Annotated in this window: 13 protein-coding genes; 5 read left to right on the forward strand and 8 right to left on the reverse strand. The window is 69.5% G+C overall.

The features are described 5' to 3' along the window. The 7 genes from ACH49X_RS18300 to ACH49X_RS18330 form a co-directional block, all read right to left on the reverse strand. Entirely contained in the window at window positions 1-819 is an 819-nt protein-coding gene (locus ACH49X_RS18300; protein WP_357103206.1) for a coniferyl-alcohol dehydrogenase, read from the reverse strand. A gap of 73 nt (window positions 820-892) precedes the next feature. Further along, window positions 893-2,194, reverse strand: a complete 1,302-nt coding sequence (locus ACH49X_RS18305; RefSeq protein ID WP_195079147.1) for an LLM class flavin-dependent oxidoreductase — start codon at window positions 2,192-2,194, stop codon at window positions 893-895. After that, window positions 2,191-3,987, reverse strand: coding sequence for an FAD-binding protein (locus ACH49X_RS18310; protein ID WP_357205782.1), 1,797 nt, complete (start codon window positions 3,985-3,987; stop codon window positions 2,191-2,193). Before ACH49X_RS18310 ends, ACH49X_RS18305 begins: the two co-directional genes overlap by 4 nt. After that, the gene (locus ACH49X_RS18315) at window positions 3,984-4,955 is read right to left on the reverse strand and encodes a 3-carboxyethylcatechol 2,3-dioxygenase (RefSeq protein ID WP_357205785.1); all 972 of its coding nucleotides are present in this window, start codon (window positions 4,953-4,955) and stop codon (window positions 3,984-3,986) included. The genes ACH49X_RS18310 and ACH49X_RS18315 overlap by 4 nt, the downstream gene beginning before the upstream one ends. After that, a complete protein-coding gene (locus tag ACH49X_RS18320) occupies window positions 4,912-6,597 on the reverse strand; it encodes a bifunctional 3-(3-hydroxy-phenyl)propionate/3-hydroxycinnamic acid hydroxylase (protein WP_397070408.1) in 1,686 nt (561 codons plus the stop codon). Before ACH49X_RS18320 ends, ACH49X_RS18315 begins: the two co-directional genes overlap by 44 nt. Then, the gene (locus ACH49X_RS18325) at window positions 6,594-7,457 is read right to left on the reverse strand and encodes an alpha/beta fold hydrolase (RefSeq protein WP_195079144.1); all 864 of its coding nucleotides are present in this window, start codon (window positions 7,455-7,457) and stop codon (window positions 6,594-6,596) included. The genes ACH49X_RS18320 and ACH49X_RS18325 overlap by 4 nt, the downstream gene beginning before the upstream one ends. Before the next feature lie 16 nt (window positions 7,458-7,473). Beyond that, entirely contained in the window at window positions 7,474-9,114 is a 1,641-nt protein-coding gene (locus ACH49X_RS18330; protein ID WP_357205791.1) for an FAD-dependent oxidoreductase, read from the reverse strand. 763 nt (window positions 9,115-9,877) lie between these two features. Between ACH49X_RS18330 and ACH49X_RS18335 the strand changes: the two genes are divergently transcribed. From ACH49X_RS18335 to ACH49X_RS18355, 5 genes are read left to right on the forward strand one after another with little or no spacing between them, the layout of a single operon-like run. Further along, on the forward strand, window positions 9,878-11,242 hold the full coding sequence (locus ACH49X_RS18335; RefSeq protein WP_357103226.1) for a cytochrome P450: 1,365 nt from the start codon (window positions 9,878-9,880) through the stop codon (window positions 11,240-11,242). A 20-nt stretch (window positions 11,243-11,262) separates the two neighbouring features. After that, the gene (locus ACH49X_RS18340) at window positions 11,263-12,354 is read left to right on the forward strand and encodes an amidohydrolase family protein (protein WP_357205794.1); all 1,092 of its coding nucleotides are present in this window, start codon (window positions 11,263-11,265) and stop codon (window positions 12,352-12,354) included. A gap of 21 nt (window positions 12,355-12,375) precedes the next feature. Next, the gene (locus ACH49X_RS18345; protein WP_357205797.1) at window positions 12,376-13,521 is read left to right on the forward strand and encodes an amidohydrolase family protein; all 1,146 of its coding nucleotides are present in this window, start codon (window positions 12,376-12,378) and stop codon (window positions 13,519-13,521) included. Continuing rightward, window positions 13,522-13,914 (forward strand): Rieske (2Fe-2S) protein, encoded by a 393-nt coding sequence (locus ACH49X_RS18350; RefSeq protein ID WP_195079139.1) that lies wholly within the window; start codon window positions 13,522-13,524, stop codon window positions 13,912-13,914. A 37-nt stretch (window positions 13,915-13,951) separates the two neighbouring features. Further along, window positions 13,952-14,818: an alpha/beta hydrolase gene (locus tag ACH49X_RS18355; protein ID WP_357205900.1), complete on the forward strand. Its 867-nt coding sequence runs from the start codon at window positions 13,952-13,954 to the stop codon at window positions 14,816-14,818. 38 nt (window positions 14,819-14,856) lie between these two features. On the opposite strand, the gene ACH49X_RS18360 is transcribed toward ACH49X_RS18355, so the two are convergent. Next, window positions 14,857-15,330 (reverse strand): hypothetical protein, encoded by a 474-nt coding sequence (locus tag ACH49X_RS18360; RefSeq protein ID WP_195079138.1) that lies wholly within the window; start codon window positions 15,328-15,330, stop codon window positions 14,857-14,859. Between the last annotated feature and the right edge of the window lie 13 nt (window positions 15,331-15,343).

The following is a 15,343-nucleotide window of genomic DNA, read 5'->3' on the forward strand; positions in this document are numbered from 1 at the left end:
TCATGACCGGGCCACGCCGGCGATGCGGGCGCCCACGTTCCCGCCGTCGACCCACAGCACCTGGCCGGTCACGTAACTCGCCGCCCGACTGTTGAGGAACAGCAAGGCGGCCGCCTGTTCGGCCGGTTCGGCGACCCGGCCCAGCGGCTTGGGGATGGTGTCGAGATAGTCCGGGCCGTACGCCGAGCGCAGTTGCTCCAGGATGGGTGTCCGCGTGACGCCGGGACCGGTGCAGTTGATCCGGATGCCGCGCGCACCGAGTGCGACGGCGTTGCGCATCGTGTAGTAGATGATCGCTTCCTTCGACAGCCGGTATCCGCCGTCGGCCAGAGCGTCGGGATGCGCCTCGCACCAGGCGATTCCGGCCGCCATGTCCGCGGTGTCCAGCAGGCCGCCGACTTGTTCGCGGTGCTCGAGATATCCGGCCGCCGCCAGCGAGGACACGCTGGCGATCGTGGCGCCGGGCCGCATCGTGCGCGCGAGCGCCGCGGTGAACTGCCGCAGGCCGAGGAAATTGATCGTGACCACGCGGATCGGGTCGCCGATGCCCGAGGAGACGCCCGCGACGTTGAACAGCGCGTCGACGGGTCCGCCGAGGGCGGCGACGGCCCGGTCGATCGACGCGGCGTCGGCCATGTCCACCCGGTGGAACTCCGCGACATCGGCGGCGGGCTCCACCAGATCGAGCCCGGCCACCCGCCCGCCGAGTTCGGTGACCTGGCGGGCCACGCAGGCGCCGATCCCGGAGGAGCAACCGGTCACCACGACCCGTTTGCCGTCGTAACGCCACAGCTCATCGGCTCGTCCGACTTCGGGCATCTGGTCCGTCTCCCATCTCGTCCGACTCCGCCCGTGCGGTCGCGGCGCGCGGCGCGACCGCACGGGCCGGGGATCACTGCGCTTCTTCCTTGGCGCGCTGCGCGGCCTGCACCCGGCCCTCGTTGATCTCGGCCATCGCTTCGGGAATCTCGCTCGCGGTGAAGCTGCCGCCCCGGCCCGTTGGCAGGCCGCCGAACGCGTAGTTCTCGTCGAACGCGAGCGAGGGCAACGGCTTGCGCCGTGCCTGGACCTTCTCGATGACCGGCTCGAGCCGCCGAGCCTTCGCGGCGACCGCCTTCTCGTCGCGCTCGATGAACTCCGGCAGCACCTGCTCGCCCATCAGTTCGATCGACTCCATGGTCGCCTCGTGGCTGCGCGGATTCAGCAGCAGAATGATCTCGTCGACGCCGCTTTCCTCGTAGCCGCGCAGGAATTCGCGCACGGTGCCCGGCGATCCGATGGCGCCGCGACCCGGACCGTAGGCCAGCGTCTCGTCCTCCTTGACGGCCTCGAGGTAGCGCTCCCACACGCCGGTGCGGCCCGGGGTGTGCTGGCCGGTCATGTAGTAGTGCATGATCCCGAAGGAGAAGAATCCGCCGCCGAGCCCGAGGCGCTGCAAAGCCTGTTCGTCGGTGGGCGCGACCATCATCGACAGGTCGCCGCCGATGGCCAGGATGTTCGGATTGAGCACCGGCAGCCAGGGCTCGGCCTTGTCCGCGAATTCCTGGTAGTACCCGCGCACCCGATCCGCCAGCGGACCCGGGCCCGTGTAGGCGAAGCTCAACGCGCCCGCGCCCAGCCGCGCCGCCATCTGAACCGACGAAGGCCGGGTACACGCCACCCACACCGGGGGATGCGCGCGCTGGTGCGGCTTGGGTATCACGTTGCGCGCGGGCATCTGGATGTGTTGGCCTTGGAAACCGGTGAACGGCTCCTCGATCATGCAGCGGATGGACACCTCCAGCGCCTCTTCCCACTGCGCGCGCTTGTCGGCCGGATCGATGCCGAACCCGCCGAGTTCGCCCACCGACGACGACTCACCGGTGCCGAATTCCACGCGCCCGTCGGAGATGAGGTCGAGGGTGGCGACACGTTCGGCGACGCGCGCGGGATGATTGATCGCCGGAGGCAGGTGCATGACGCCGAAACCGAGCCGGATGTTCTCGGTCCGCTGGCTGGCGGCGGCGAGGAAGATCTCCGGCGCCGTCGAATGGCAGTACTCCTCGAGGAAATGGTGCTCGGTCAGCCAGACGGTGGAGAACCCGGCCTTGTCGGCGGCCTCCACCTCCGCCAGACCCTCCTGGAACAGCAGTCGCTCGTCGTCGGGGACCCACGGCCGCGGCAGCGCGAATTCGTAGAACAGGGATATCTTCATTTACTTCCTCCGATGGAATCGAACGTCGAGCCGTTGCGGGCCGATTCGGTGTGCTGCGCCGCCGCGGCACTCGCGGCCAGGTGCTCGACCGCGATGTAGCCGAACGTCATCGCGGGCCCGATCGTCGCGCCCGCTCCGGCGTAGCTGCGGCCCATGAGCGCCGCGGAGGTGTTGCCCACGGCGTACAGACCACCGATGACGGTGCCGTCGGACCGGAGCACCCTGGCGTGCTCGTCGGTGCGCAGGCCGCCGGAGGTGCCCAGATCGCCGAGGATGATCCGGAACGCGTAGTACGGCGGCTTGCCCAGCGGACGCAGGTTGGGGTTGGGCAGCGTGGGATCGCCGTAGTAGTTGTCGTACACGCTGTCGCCGCGCTGGAAGTCGTCGTCGTGGCCGGTGCGCGCGAGTTCGTCGAAGCGCTTCGCGGTGGCGCGCAGCCGGTCCTCGGGCACGCCGATCTTCGCGGCCAGTTCCGTCCACGAGTTCGCGGCCACGACGACACCCGAGTCCAGCCAGGCCCGCGGGATCTTCCGCCCGGTCGGCACCGGGGCGAACGGGATCTTCGGCAGCGGTAGATGTCCGGCGACGACGTACCGCCGCCAGGAGCGCTCGTCGGTGATCAGCCAGCTCGGGATGTGCGTGATCCCCGATTTCTGTCCCTCGATCATCGCGTGACCGAAATCCATGTACGGCGCGGCCTCGTTGATGTACCGCTCGCCCGCGCCGTTGACGATGAACTGGGCCGGCATCATGCGCTCGTTGAGCATGAATTGCAGGCGTCCGTCGGGCCAGTGGATGGCGGGGAACCACCACGCCTCGTCCAGCAGGTCGGTGGCCGCGCCGACCTGCTGTCCGGCGCGGATGCCGTCGCCCATGGAGGCCGGGTTGCCGAAACTCCAGTCCTGCTCGACGACCGGCTGATGTTCCTTGCGCCAGGCCATGTCGTGGTCGAAGCCGCCGGTCGCCAGGATCACGCCGCGCTCGGCCCTGATGCGCAGCGGCTGTCCGTCGCGCTCCACCACCGCGCCGACCACGGCGCCGTCGGCTCCGGTGAGCAAGGAGGTCATCGGCGCGTTCAGCCACAGCGGAATGTCGCGCTCGCGCAGGGCGAGGCGCAGCCGGGCCACCAGCGACTGACCGATGGCGGCGATCCGGTCGCCGAACACCCTGGCGCGGAACATCCGCCACACCAGCTTCACCAGCACGGCTTTGCCGCGCCAGGATTGACGTACCTGGTAGAACAGCCGTAAATCCTTGGGTCCCAGCCAGATCCCCTTCGGGGCCAGGGCCAGCGGACGCAGCAGGTTCTGCTCTTCGTCGCCGAGTCTGCGCAGGTCGATCGGCGGCACGTTGATGGTGCTGCCCTGCGCCGAACCACCGGGCAGTTCCGGGTAGTAGTCGGCGTAACCCGGCTTCCACACGAAGCGCAGCCAGGCGCTGCGTTGCTCGAGGAATTCCATCATCCGCGGCGCCGTCGCGACGTAGGCCCGCAGGCGCGCGTCGCCGACCAAGCCCTCGGTGATCGCGCGCAGGTACTCGACCACGCCCTCCGGATCCGGCGCGTAGCCGTCGCGCTTCTGCGCCGGAGCGCCGGGCACCCAGATGCCGCCGCCCGACAGCGCGGTGGAGCCGCCGTAGTGGGCCGCTTTCTCGACCACGAGGACCGACAGTCCTGCGGCCTCGGCGGCGAGGGCGGCGGTCAGCCCGCCGCCGCCGGAGCCGACGACCAGAACGTCGACGGTATGGTCGACATCGCCTGCTCCGGAGGGCACGCCGATCGGTTCGGATGTCACGCTCGCCTCCTGGCGGTCGAATCGTTGTCCTGGTCCGCGACGGCGGCGCGCACGGCGAATCCGGCGATCAGAGCGGGCGCGGACCGGTAGTAGCGCACCGTGGTCCGGTACGGGCCCTGCCCCGCGAGCGCCGCGAACGCGGCGACCCAGGTGCGCACCTCGTGCGCGGAGTTGCCCGCCGCGGCGGTGATCCGCGCGTTGGTCCAGTCGTCGAACTCCTCGAGCCGTCCGTCGTCGAGGATTCGCAGGAACCGCCGATCCCATTCGGGATTGAGCGGCTGGAGCCCGCCGCGCCCGGCGGCGAACTCGCGCGCCGCTTCGATCACCCTCTGCTGCCGCGCGTTTCGCTGCTCGGCGGTCATGCGCCCGCCGTGCACGATCCGCTCCCGCACGGGCCCGGTGGCCGTGGCCAAGGCCGGCACCGGCGGGTCGTGGGACAACCCGCCGGAACCGATCATCAGCACCCGCTTGCCCAGGGTCGACAAGTGACCGCCGACGGCCGCGCCCAGCGCCCTGGCGCGGCGCAGCGGGCCGAGCGGAACGGCTACCGAATTGACGAAGATCGGAACCACCGGGCGCGCCGTCGCTGACCCGAGCAACCGCTGCAAGGGCTGCACCGTCCCGTGATCGACGTCCATCGCGAGCGAGACGGCGACATCGACACCGGCCGCGAGAACCGCCTCGGCGAGTTCGGTCGCCAGTCCGGCCGGCACGTCGAGCGGCCCGGCGTGCGTGCCGTAGTCACCGACCCCGGCAGCCGCCGCTGCGATGCAGAACGGCGGCATGAGCTTGTAGAAGAACCCGTTGTAGTGGTCGGGCGCGAACACCACGACCACTTCGGGATCGAAGGCCCGCACGAACCGCGCCGCCTCGTCGAGCGCCGACTCGATGTCCGCGAGCACCTCCGGATCGGGTCCGGGAAGATCAAGAAGGGGGCTGTGCGAGACGCAGCACACGGCCAGCGGCATCGTTTCCTCCCTGCGGCGAATAGAGGGTGTCGAGCAGGTCCGCGCTCAGTTCCGGCGCCGATTGCGCGATGGACGCGCCCGCGACGCAGCGATCGGGCCGCAGGAACAGCACCGAGTCGCGCTGGGCGTCGAACCAGCGTTTCAGCGCGCCGGTGCGGTCGCCGATCACGACGACGTCGGGGTCGTCGTGGCCGGTCCAGTGCATCTGTGCGGAGGGACGGAGTTCGAAGAACTTGGCGCCCAGAGATTTCCACCGATCGAACGCCGTCGCACCGAGGACGGCGCGAGGGCGGTTGTTCCAGCACAGCACGGCGAACCACGGCCCGAGCACCTCGTCGAGCAGGACGTCGGCGCGTTCCCTGGTATCCACCCGCGGCTGCACGAACAGCGTGCCGACCGCCGACTTCGGCGACCGGGACCAGTCGTGCACCACCGCCCCGCGCTCGTAGCGCGGCATCGGCTTGAACCGCATGCCCAGCACGTACTTTCGAACCGGCGCAATCGCGGCCGCCGCGCGCACCAGCGCGTCACGCGCCGCCGCGACCTTGCGATCGGTCGGCGAGATCACCCGGCCGACCAGCGTCGACAGATCGATCATGGCCCTGGCGTGCTTGCGCCGTTCGGAGTCGTAGCTGTCGAGCAGGGCTTCGCCCGCCTGCCCCCGGACGACCGCGGCGAGTTTCCAGCCGAGGTTCGCCGCGTCCCTGATGCCGCTGTTGTAGCCCTGCCCCTGCCACACCGGCATCAAATGCGCGGCGTCGCCAGCCAGTAGCAGCCGCCCGCGCCGGAAAGCGCCCGCGATGCGGGAATGATGGGTGTAGACCCGGCGTCGGATGACCTCCAGCCGCTCGGGATACGGCACGAACGGCGCCACCATCTTCGCCACGAAGGCCGGGTCCTCGGCCAGTTCGTCGGGCTCGTCGTCGTGGATCATGAACTCGAAGCGCCGGATTCCGTGCGCGATCGATACCGACACGTTCGGCCGGGCCGGATCGGCGGCGACCTCGATATTGGGGTGTCCCAGCGGATCCGAGGCGAGGTCGACCACCAGCCAGCGGGTCGGCGAGGTGGTGCCGTCGAAGGAGACGCCCATCTCCCGGCGCGTCGCGCTGCGCCCGCCGTCGCAACCCACCAGGTACCGGGCGGTCACGGTGGACGGCCCGGCGCCGCCGTCGAGTGCCGCCGTCACCCGATCGCCGGAGTCGGCGCAGGAGGTCATAGCTGTCCCCCAGGCCACCTCCACCTGCGGATACCGGTCCAGTCCCGCGAGCAGTTCGGCGTCGACCAGCGGCTGGACGAATCCATTGCGTTTCGGCCAGCCGAATTGCTCGTCGGTGGGCGCGATCTCGGCCAGCAGCCTGCGCCGCGCGTCGACGAAACGCATGATCTGGTTCGGGGTGGTGTGCGGCAGGATGCGATCGACCAGCCCGATCGCCTGGAACGTCCGCAGTGATTCGTCGTCCAGGCCCACGCCGCGCGGGTAGTCGATGAGGGTCGGACGTTCCTCGACCACCAGGGTGCGCACCCCGTACATGCCGAGCATGTTCGCCAGCGTGAGACCCACCGGGCCCGCGCCGACGACGAGCACGTCGACGTCGGTGGCGCCCGGCGCGGCGGAGTCACGGTGTTCGGACACGGTCAGCCGCCCAGCAGGAAGTCGAGGTGCAGGGCGTCGAAGGCTTTGGCGTCCTCGTACTGCGGCCAGTGCCCGCAGTCCGGCAGAACCTCGAAGCGCGCGCCGGGGATCATCGACGCGATCCGCCTGCCCTCGCCGACGTCGGCGGTGGGGTCGTCACTGGTCCACAGCACGAGGGTCGGCGCGGTGATCCTGCCGTAGTCCTGCGGCCCCAACAGGTTTCGCCGCCGGATCTGCGGATCCTGCAACGCCATGATGTCGCGCATGGCGGCGACGAAGCCGGGTTGCCGGTAGATGCGCTGCCTGCTGGCCACCACATCGTCGTAGTCCTTCGACTTGTCGGCCATCAGCCACTTGATCCTGGCCCGCACCGTCTCCCAGGTGGGATCGGCGGCGGCCGCCATCGACAGCGTGACGATGCGCCGCATCACCTCCGGATCCGCCTGCGATCCGCCGGCGGTGTTGAGCACCAAGCGGTCGACGCGATCCGGATGATCGATCGCGAGGCGGGCGGCCACCCAGCCGCCCAGCGATTCCCCGCTGAGGCGGGCGCGGCGCACGCCCACGGCGTCGAGGAAACCGATGACGTGCTCGACGTAGTGCGCGATCTCCAGCGGATGCCCCGGCTTGTCGGTGTAGCCGTGTCCCAGCATGTCGATCGCCCAGGTGGAGAAGTGCGCGGCGTGCGACTCCAGATTGCGCACATAGGCTTCGGCATGCCCACCGGACCCGTGCAGCAGAACCAGAGCCGGGTCGGCCGGATCCCCCGCGTGCAGGTAGCGGGTTCGGACGCCGCCGGCGTCCAGGTATCCCTGGGTGAAGGGGACGCCTTGCAGATCGCTCCAGATGCTCTCGAATTCCGGCAACTCGTTACCTCCGTGCTCAGATCTCGGCCGATTTGCCGGTGGCAGCGGCGTATCCGGCCCGGAAGCCCCACACCATCGCGGGGCCGATGGTTCCGCCCGCGCCGCCGTAGGCTCGGCCGGTCACGCCGGCCATCGCGTTGCCCGCGGCGAACAGCCCGGGAACGACCGCCCCGCCGACGTGCCGCACGCGCCCGTCCCGGTCGGTGCGCGGGCCGCCTTTCGTGCCCATCGCCCCGACGGTGACCGGCACCGCGTAGTACGGAGCGGTGTCGATCGGGCCGAGCGTGCGACCGGCGACGGTGGCGGCGCGCTCGTCACCCCACCACCCGTCGTAGGCGCTCGAGCCACGCCCGAACTCGGGATCGATCTCGTCGGCGACCGCGCGGTTCCATGCGGCGACGGTCGCGGCGAGACCGGCCGGATCGATGCCGGTCTTCGCGCCGAGCGCGGCCAGATCCGGTGATTCGCAGAACCATTCGGGCACCGGATCGCCGGGTGCGACACCGAGGAAGCCGTACCGCCGCAAATGGACGGCATCGAAGACGATCCAGCCCGGATCGTTGACGTAGCCGCCCCTTGGATCGAGATAGTGGAAGGCGCCCGCCATGGAGTTGTACTCCGAGGCCTCGTTGACGAACCGCTTGCCGGCCCGGTTGACCATGATGCTGCGCGGGCGCGTCCGCTCCAGGCGCACGCTGCGGCTGCGCGGCTTGCCGTCGATGGTGTCGCCCGGAATCCGCACGATCGGCACCCACCAGGCCTCGCTCATCGTGCCGAGTTCCGCGCCGTGCGCCATGGCCATGCGCAGCCCGTCTCCGGTGTTGTTCGGCGGGGACACCGCGCCGCGCATCGGGCCGCGCAGATAGGACCGCACCAGCTGCGGATCCCACTCGAACCCGCCGGTCGCCAGGATGACACCGTTGCGCGCCCGCACTGTGGATTCACCGGCGGCCGTGGCGATCCTGACTCCGGTGACGGCGCCGTTCGCGGCGATCAGCTCGGTGGCCCTCGTCCCGGTGCGCGGCACCACTCCGGCGTCGAGCACGCCCGCGAGCAAGCCGGCGACGAGGGCGGTTCCGGCCACGCAGAGATCGGCCGATTCGGCACCGGCGGCCGCGTGCAGCCTGGCCCTGGTCTCGGCGTCGAATCCGACGTTGCTCCAGTCCGCGGGGAAGGAGGTGATGCGGTCGCGCCACACTCCGAGGCGGGCCGGATCGAAGGCGGCCGGGCTCAGCGACCGGCCGCCGCCCGGCCTGCCGCCGGGCAGTTCCGGCTTGTAGTCGGGAAATCCTTCGGCGATCTCGAAGCGCACACCGCTGTGCGCCTCGACGAAGTCGACCATCGCGGCGCCGGTGCGCACGAAGACCTCGACCAGTTCGTCGTCCATCGAGTCCAGCGACTGGGCGTGCAGGTAGCTCAGCGCGTCGGCCACGCTCAGCGGCCCGTCGGCGCAGCGGTCGTGGGCGGGAATCCACGCGATGCCGCCCGACACCGCGCTGGTCCCTCCGACGGTCGCCGCCTTCTCCAAGACCGCCACCGACGCACCGTGCACCGCCGCGGTGAGCGCCGCGGTCAGGCCGGCGGCGCCGCTGCCGAGGACCACGACGTCGACCTCGGCGTCCGGCGCAGGCTCGGATCGTTGCTGCTGCGAAGCCACTGCGCGGATTCCTCTCGCGTGAACGGAAGTTGGCCTGCGCCGTGCCGGTTCCACTCGGCCGAGCCGAACGCGACGGGCGCGTGGAAGCAGGGAGACTTCCATTTACATATGAGAAGAATGTTATTCTCAAAACGAAGATGTGGCAATCCCGCCCGCACGAGATGTTTTGCACTTCCGCCAAGAGAGTAGTGCCGCTTCAATCGCCCGGAAGCTTCCACAGGGGATCCGATCCGCCCGGGAAGCAGCCGTTATCCGCGGCCACAGGGAGCGAGTCACGCCGGTCAGAGCCCACCTTGCGGTCCAACTTTGCGTAGAGTACCGTTCTCATTAAAAGTAAGTATCATTCTTGTAGGTGAGACGACGGGCGAGCCCACTTGGCCGAGTGTGCGCCCGGCATCAGCCCGGCCGCGCCGACCTCGGCAAGTTCCCGGCAGACGGACCGCATGCCGTTTCCGGCGCACCGCGCCACCTGCGGTCCGGCAGACGCGCGATCCGTCGTCACCGGGCGGCCGCCGAAGAGAACGGAAGGTTCAGCTGTGGGACGTGCCGAGGGGACGGGGTCGCGTTCATCGCCGCACGCGGACCGGGACGCAGCCGCAGGCCCGATACGTCACCGGCCTGCGGCTGCACACCGGCTACCTGAGGTGGCGCGACCACCGCATCCGATCGACGCGCCGGACCCGCGGCGGCCGCGAAGGAACGAAGCGTGCTCCAGTCGCCGTGCGGGCACACCGGATCCCGTGAGCAGCAGAGGAACACCATTGTGAGCATTGACGACGTGGTCGCCGACGAGGACCGCAAGAAGAACCGGTATCACTTCGACCGGCACACGCCGGAATACCGCCACCGGTTCCAGGAGATCACCGACGAACTGCACGCGAAGTGCCCGATCGCCTGGAGCGACACCTACGACGGTCACTGGGTGGCCAGCGGCGGCAACGCGGTGTTCGAACTCGCCCGCTGCCCGCACGTCTCCAACGACCACGATCTGCACGGAGAACGCAAGGGCTATCAGGGAATATCGATTCCGCCCGCCCGGCGCGCGCAGGTGGTGCGCGGGGGGATGCTCGAGATGGACGATCCCGAGCACCGCCTCTACCGTCAGGTGCTCAACCCCTACCTCTCCCCCGCGGCGGTCCGGCGCTGGGAGCCGGTCATCGCCGAGATCGTGCGCGCCGCGCTGGACGAGAAGATCGAGAGCGGCCGCATAGATTTCGTCGACGACCTCGCCAACGTCGTCCCGGCCGTGCTGACCCTGGCCATGCTCGGCATCCCGTTGCGGCAGTGGTCGGTCTACAGCGAGCCGGTGCACGCCTCGGTGTACACGCCGGAGGACTCCCCCGACGCGGCGCGCGTGGCCGAGATGCACCGGGCGATGGGCATCGATCTCCTGACCAACCTGGCCGAGATCAAGCAGAACCCACGGCCCGGACTGGTGCACGCGCTGACCGAGTTGCGCATCGACGGCGCACCCGCGCCGGATCTCGAACTGCTCGGCATGCTCGGCCTGATCATCGGCGGCGGATTCGACACCACCACCGCGCTCACCGCGCACGCCCTGGAGTGGCTCTCGGAGCACCCCGACCAGCGTGATCTGCTCAGCCGGGAGCGCGACACCCTGCTCGACTCGGCCACCGAGGAGTTCCTGCGCTACTTCACGCCCGCCCCGGGCGACGGGCGCACCATCGCCGCCGATTTCGTCGTCGAGGACACCCGATTCCGCGAGGGTGAGCGCCTGTGGCTGTCCTGGGCGATGGCCAACCGGGATCCGGCGATCTTTCCCGATCCGAACGAGGTCGTCCTGGACCGCAGGGGCAATCGCCACTTCAGCTTCGGGCTCGGCGTGCATCGCTGCATCGGGTCGAACGTCGCGCGCACGGTGTTCAAGTCCATGCTCACGGCCGTACTCGACCGGATGCCCGACTACCGCTGCGATCCCGAGGGGACCGTGCACTACGAGACCATCGGCGTCATCCAGGGCATGCGGCAGCTGCCCGCCACCTTCACTCCGGGACCGCGCCGCGGCCCCGGGCTGGAGCAGACCTTGGCGAAATTGCAGCGGATCTGCGACGAACAGCGATTGGCGGCGCCGGTGACCGAGCGCCCCGACATCGCGCGGATCGATTGATCCTTTCCGGGAGACATTGCATGAGAACGCTTTCCGACGGCACGAGCACACCCGTCATCGACGCCGGCGTGCACATCTTCTTCGCCTCGAACGACGACATGCGCGGCTTCCTGCGCGAGCCGTTCAAGAGCCGTGGCATTCCGGACGCCGAGATGGATTGGTACGGCGCCCCCGGCGGGGAGTACGCCAAGGGGACGCGCGGGCCCGACCGCGGGTATCCGGCGTCGGACCCGGATGTCGTCGGCGAGCAGCTGTTCGGAATGCGTGGCGTCGACGTCGCGATTCTGCATCCCATGACCAGGGGCATCCTGCCGGACCGGCATCTGACCACGGCGGTGCTGGCCGCGCACAACGAGATGATGGTGTCGCGCTGGCTGGATTCCGGCGCGTACGCGTCCAGGTACCGCGGCACCATTCGGGTGAATCCGGAGGACATCCAGGGCGCGCTGCGCGAGATCCGCAAGTGGGCGCAACATCCCCGGGTCGTCCAGGTCGGTGTCCCGTTGCAGTCGCGAGAGCTCTACGGCAAGCCGCAGTTCTGGCCGCTGTGGGAGGCGGCGGCCGAGGCCGGGCTGCCGGTGGCCGCGCACATCGAGACCGGCGAGAGCATCGGCTTCCCGCCCACGCCGTCCGGGCACACCAGGACCTATGAGCAGTACCTCGGGTTCATGGCGCTGAACTACGTCTACCACCTGATGAACATGATCGCCGAGGGCGTGTTCGAGCGGCTGCCGCGCCTGCGGTTCGTCTGGGCCGACGGCGCCGCCGACCTGCTCACCCCGTTCTCCTGGCGGATGGACACCTTCGGCAGACCGCACCTGGAGCAGACGCCGTGGGCGCCACGGATGCCGAGCGAGTACCTGCCCGGTCACGTGTTCTTCGTCCACGGCAGCCTCGACGGGCCCGGCGACACCGCATTCGCCTCCGAGTGGCTCGGTTTCACCGGCAAGGAGGACATGGTGCTGTTCGGCTCCAGTTATCCGCACTGGCATTGCGGCGACATCGACGGGCTGCCGTCCACGCTCACCGCCCAGCAGCGCGAGAAGCTGCTGTGGCGCAACGCATCCCAGCTCTACGGCATCGACATGCCCGCCGAGCTGGTCACCGAGTAGTCGCGAACGAGGGAGACGACCATGAGGCTGGCCCACCAGCAGCACCGCGCCCCGGCGCCCGAGCAGGTCGCCGTCCGGGTCGTCGACTCGGACGTGCACCCCGTGCCACGCCGCGGCGAACTCGTCGAGCACATCCCCGAGCCGTACCGCAGCTCCTATTTCCTCAGTCACCGGGTCGGCGAGACGATCGTCTACGACGCCCCCGATTACGCGCATTCCTACGCGATGCGGGTGGACACCTTCCCCGCCGACGGCGAATTCGCCGGCAGCGACCCGGAGCTGGCCTTCCGGCAGTTGATCGTCGAAGCCGGTTCGGACATCGCGATCCTGGAGCCGACGGTCAAGGCCGCGCGCCTGCCCGAGGCCACGCAGGCGCTGGCCACGGGCGTCAACCACTGGCTGGCCGAGCACTGGCTGGACTCGAAGAACAACTGGCACCAGCGCTGGCGCGGTTCGATCTGCGCGGCGATCGACGACCCGCCGGGCGCGGTCCGCGAGATCGAGCACTGGGCCGGGCACCCGTATATGGCGCAGATCCTCATCAAGGCCGAACCTCGACCGGCCTGGGGCGACCCGAAATACGACCCGATCTGGGCGGCCGCGACAAAGCACGACCTGGTGGTCAGTTGCCATCTCGGCCGTGGCGCGTACGAGACGATGCCCATGCCGCCGGTCGGTTTCCCCAGCTACAACCACGATTTCATGGTCACGTACTCGCTGTTGGCGGCCAACCAGATCATGAGCCTGATCTTCGACGGGGTGTTCGACCGCTTCCCGGCATTGCGGATCGTGTTCGTCGAGCACGCCTTCACCTGGATCCTGCCCTTGATGTGGCGGATGGACGCGATCTACGCAGCGCGCAAGTCGTGGACAGGGATCCGGCGCAAGCCGTCGGACTACGTCAAGGAGCACATCAAGTTCACCACCCAGCCGCTGGACTATCCGGAGGACAAGACCGAACTCACCAGGGCGTTCGAATGGATGGAGGCCGACAGGATCCTGCTGTACTCTTCGGACTACCCGCACTGGACCTTCGACGATCCCCGCTGGCTGGTCAAGCATCTTCCCGGGTACGCACGCGACCGCGTGATGTACCGCAACGGCATCGAGACCTATCACCTCCCCGAGACGGTGCCCGCCATCGACGGCCAGAGGCGGGTGTTCTGAATGCCGGAGGAATCCCAGCCGCCACGGCTGGCCCAAGGGCGCGAGCACGTCGTCGCCACCGTGGACGAGATCCCGCCGGGATCGTCCAAGGTGGTGCCGATCGGCCGGCACGGTGTCGGCGTCTACAACGTCGGCGGAACCTTCTACGCCATCGCCAACTACTGCCCGCACGAGGGCGGCCCGCTCTGCGCCGGCCGCGCCCGCGGGCGCACCGTCGTCGACGAGTCCGTCCCCGGGGACGCGGTGATGGTGCGGGACAAGGAATTCATCTACTGCCCGTGGCACCAATGGGGTTTCGAACTCGCGACCGGCACCACAGCGGTGAAACCCGAATGGAGCATCCGTACCTACCCCGTCCGTGTCGTCGGCGACGACGTCGTGGTCATGGCTTGAGGCGGGCCGCGTGAGCAGCGGGACCGGCGCGGGCCGGGTGTCCTCGGTGGAGATCAACGGCGGCAAGGTGGTGTACGAGATCCTCGGCGACGGCGGCGAACTCGTCGTCCTGACCCCGGGTGGCCGGTTCGGCATGGACGTGCCCGGCTTGCGTCCGCTGGCCGAAGCGCTCGTCGCGGGCGGCCGGTCGGTGCTGCTGTGGGACCGCCCCAACTGCGGCGCCTCCGACGTGCAGTTCTACGGGCAGACGGAATCGCACATGCGAGCGGCGACGCTCGGCGGCTTGCTCGCCGCGCTGGGCGCGGGTCCCTGCGTGCTCGCGGGTGGCTCCGGCGGCGCGCGCGACTCGATGCTCACCGCGATGCTCTACCCCGAGCGGGTCGCCAAACTGGCGCTGTGGAACATCGTGGGCGGCGTCTACGGAATGTTCAATCTGGGAGCCTATTACGTGCTGCCCAGCTTGCAGGTGGTGCGCAGCAGCGGGGTCGCGGGCCTGCCGCTGCTGCGGGAGTGGCGCGAACGCATCGCCAAGAACCCCGCCAACGAACGGCGCCTGCTGGGCCTGGATCGCGACGAGTTCGTCAAGTTGTCGTTGCGCTGGCTCGGCGCCTACGTCCCGAAACCGGGACAGACGATCCCCGGGGTGGACGACGAGATGTTCGATCGCATCCGGGTCCCCACGTTGATCATCCGTGGCGGCGCAGGCGATCTGGACCATCCCAAGCGCACCTCGCTCGAGGTGAGCTGCCTGATCGAGGGCTCGACGCTGATCGATCCGCCCTGGCCGGAGGACGCCTGGGAACGCGCGATGGAGGACCGCGCGAGCGGAAGAGCGACGCACTACAACATGTTCGACACCTGGGTGCTTGCGGCCCCTGCGATCCTGAAGTTCCTGGACGGCTGATGCCCGCGCGATCGATGCCAGGGCTGCGCCCGCGTCGCTCAGCGGGTGTGAATCCGGACCTCGCAGTTCAGCGACGCCTCCAGCGCGGTGTGGATCCGGCTCTCTGGCACCCGCTCCAGATCGGACGCGCGCAGCGTCACCGACACCACGTCGAAACCGTCGGCGTCCAGCGAGCGGGTGATCTCGCCGGTCACGCCGAAACCGGCGAGCACGCCGCGTGCGTCGTCATCGGTCCCGCGGCTGACGAAGGTCACCACACCGGGCGCAGGCGCGGTGCCGAACGCCGCGGCACACACCCGGATCGCCGCGTCCATCACGGCGGCGGAATCGTCGGTCTCGACCAGCAACTGGACTTCCCGCCGTCGCGCGGGTTTCGCCGCCAGATCGTCGTCCGGAAGCTGCGCCGCGATCGAGGCGGCCTGTGCGCGCAACCGGGTCGTCCCGTCCGCCAGCTGTGCCGCGGTGAGCTGCCCGTCCGGGTCGACATTGATACGCAGCACCGCGGTCCTCATGGCGGAAAGCCTA

Origin of the sequence: Nocardia sp. NPDC019323 (genome assembly GCF_044389845.1) — a bacterium.
Classification (GTDB): domain Bacteria; phylum Actinomycetota; class Actinomycetes; order Mycobacteriales; family Mycobacteriaceae; genus Nocardia; species Nocardia implantans.

What these genes read in the sequence shown, in the direction of transcription:
- ACH49X_RS18340 (WP_357205794.1), top strand. Translation starts at nt 11,263, where the DNA reads ATGAGAACGCTTTCCGACGGCACGAGCACACCCGTCATCGACGCCGGC.
- ACH49X_RS18345 (WP_357205797.1), top strand. Translation starts at nt 12,376, where the DNA reads ATGAGGCTGGCCCACCAGCAGCACCGCGCCCCGGCGCCCGAGCAGGTC.
- ACH49X_RS18300 (WP_357103206.1), bottom strand. Translation starts at nt 819, where the DNA reads ATGCCCGAAGTCGGACGAGCCGATGAGCTGTGGCGTTACGACGGCAAA.
- ACH49X_RS18305 (WP_195079147.1), bottom strand. Translation starts at nt 2,194, where the DNA reads ATGAAGATATCCCTGTTCTACGAATTCGCGCTGCCGCGGCCGTGGGTC.
- ACH49X_RS18360 (WP_195079138.1), bottom strand. Translation starts at nt 15,330, where the DNA reads ATGAGGACCGCGGTGCTGCGTATCAATGTCGACCCGGACGGGCAGCTC.
- ACH49X_RS18350 (WP_195079139.1), top strand. Translation starts at nt 13,522, where the DNA reads ATGCCGGAGGAATCCCAGCCGCCACGGCTGGCCCAAGGGCGCGAGCAC.
- ACH49X_RS18315 (WP_357205785.1), bottom strand. Translation starts at nt 4,955, where the DNA reads ATGCCGCTGGCCGTGTGCTGCGTCTCGCACAGCCCCCTTCTTGATCTT.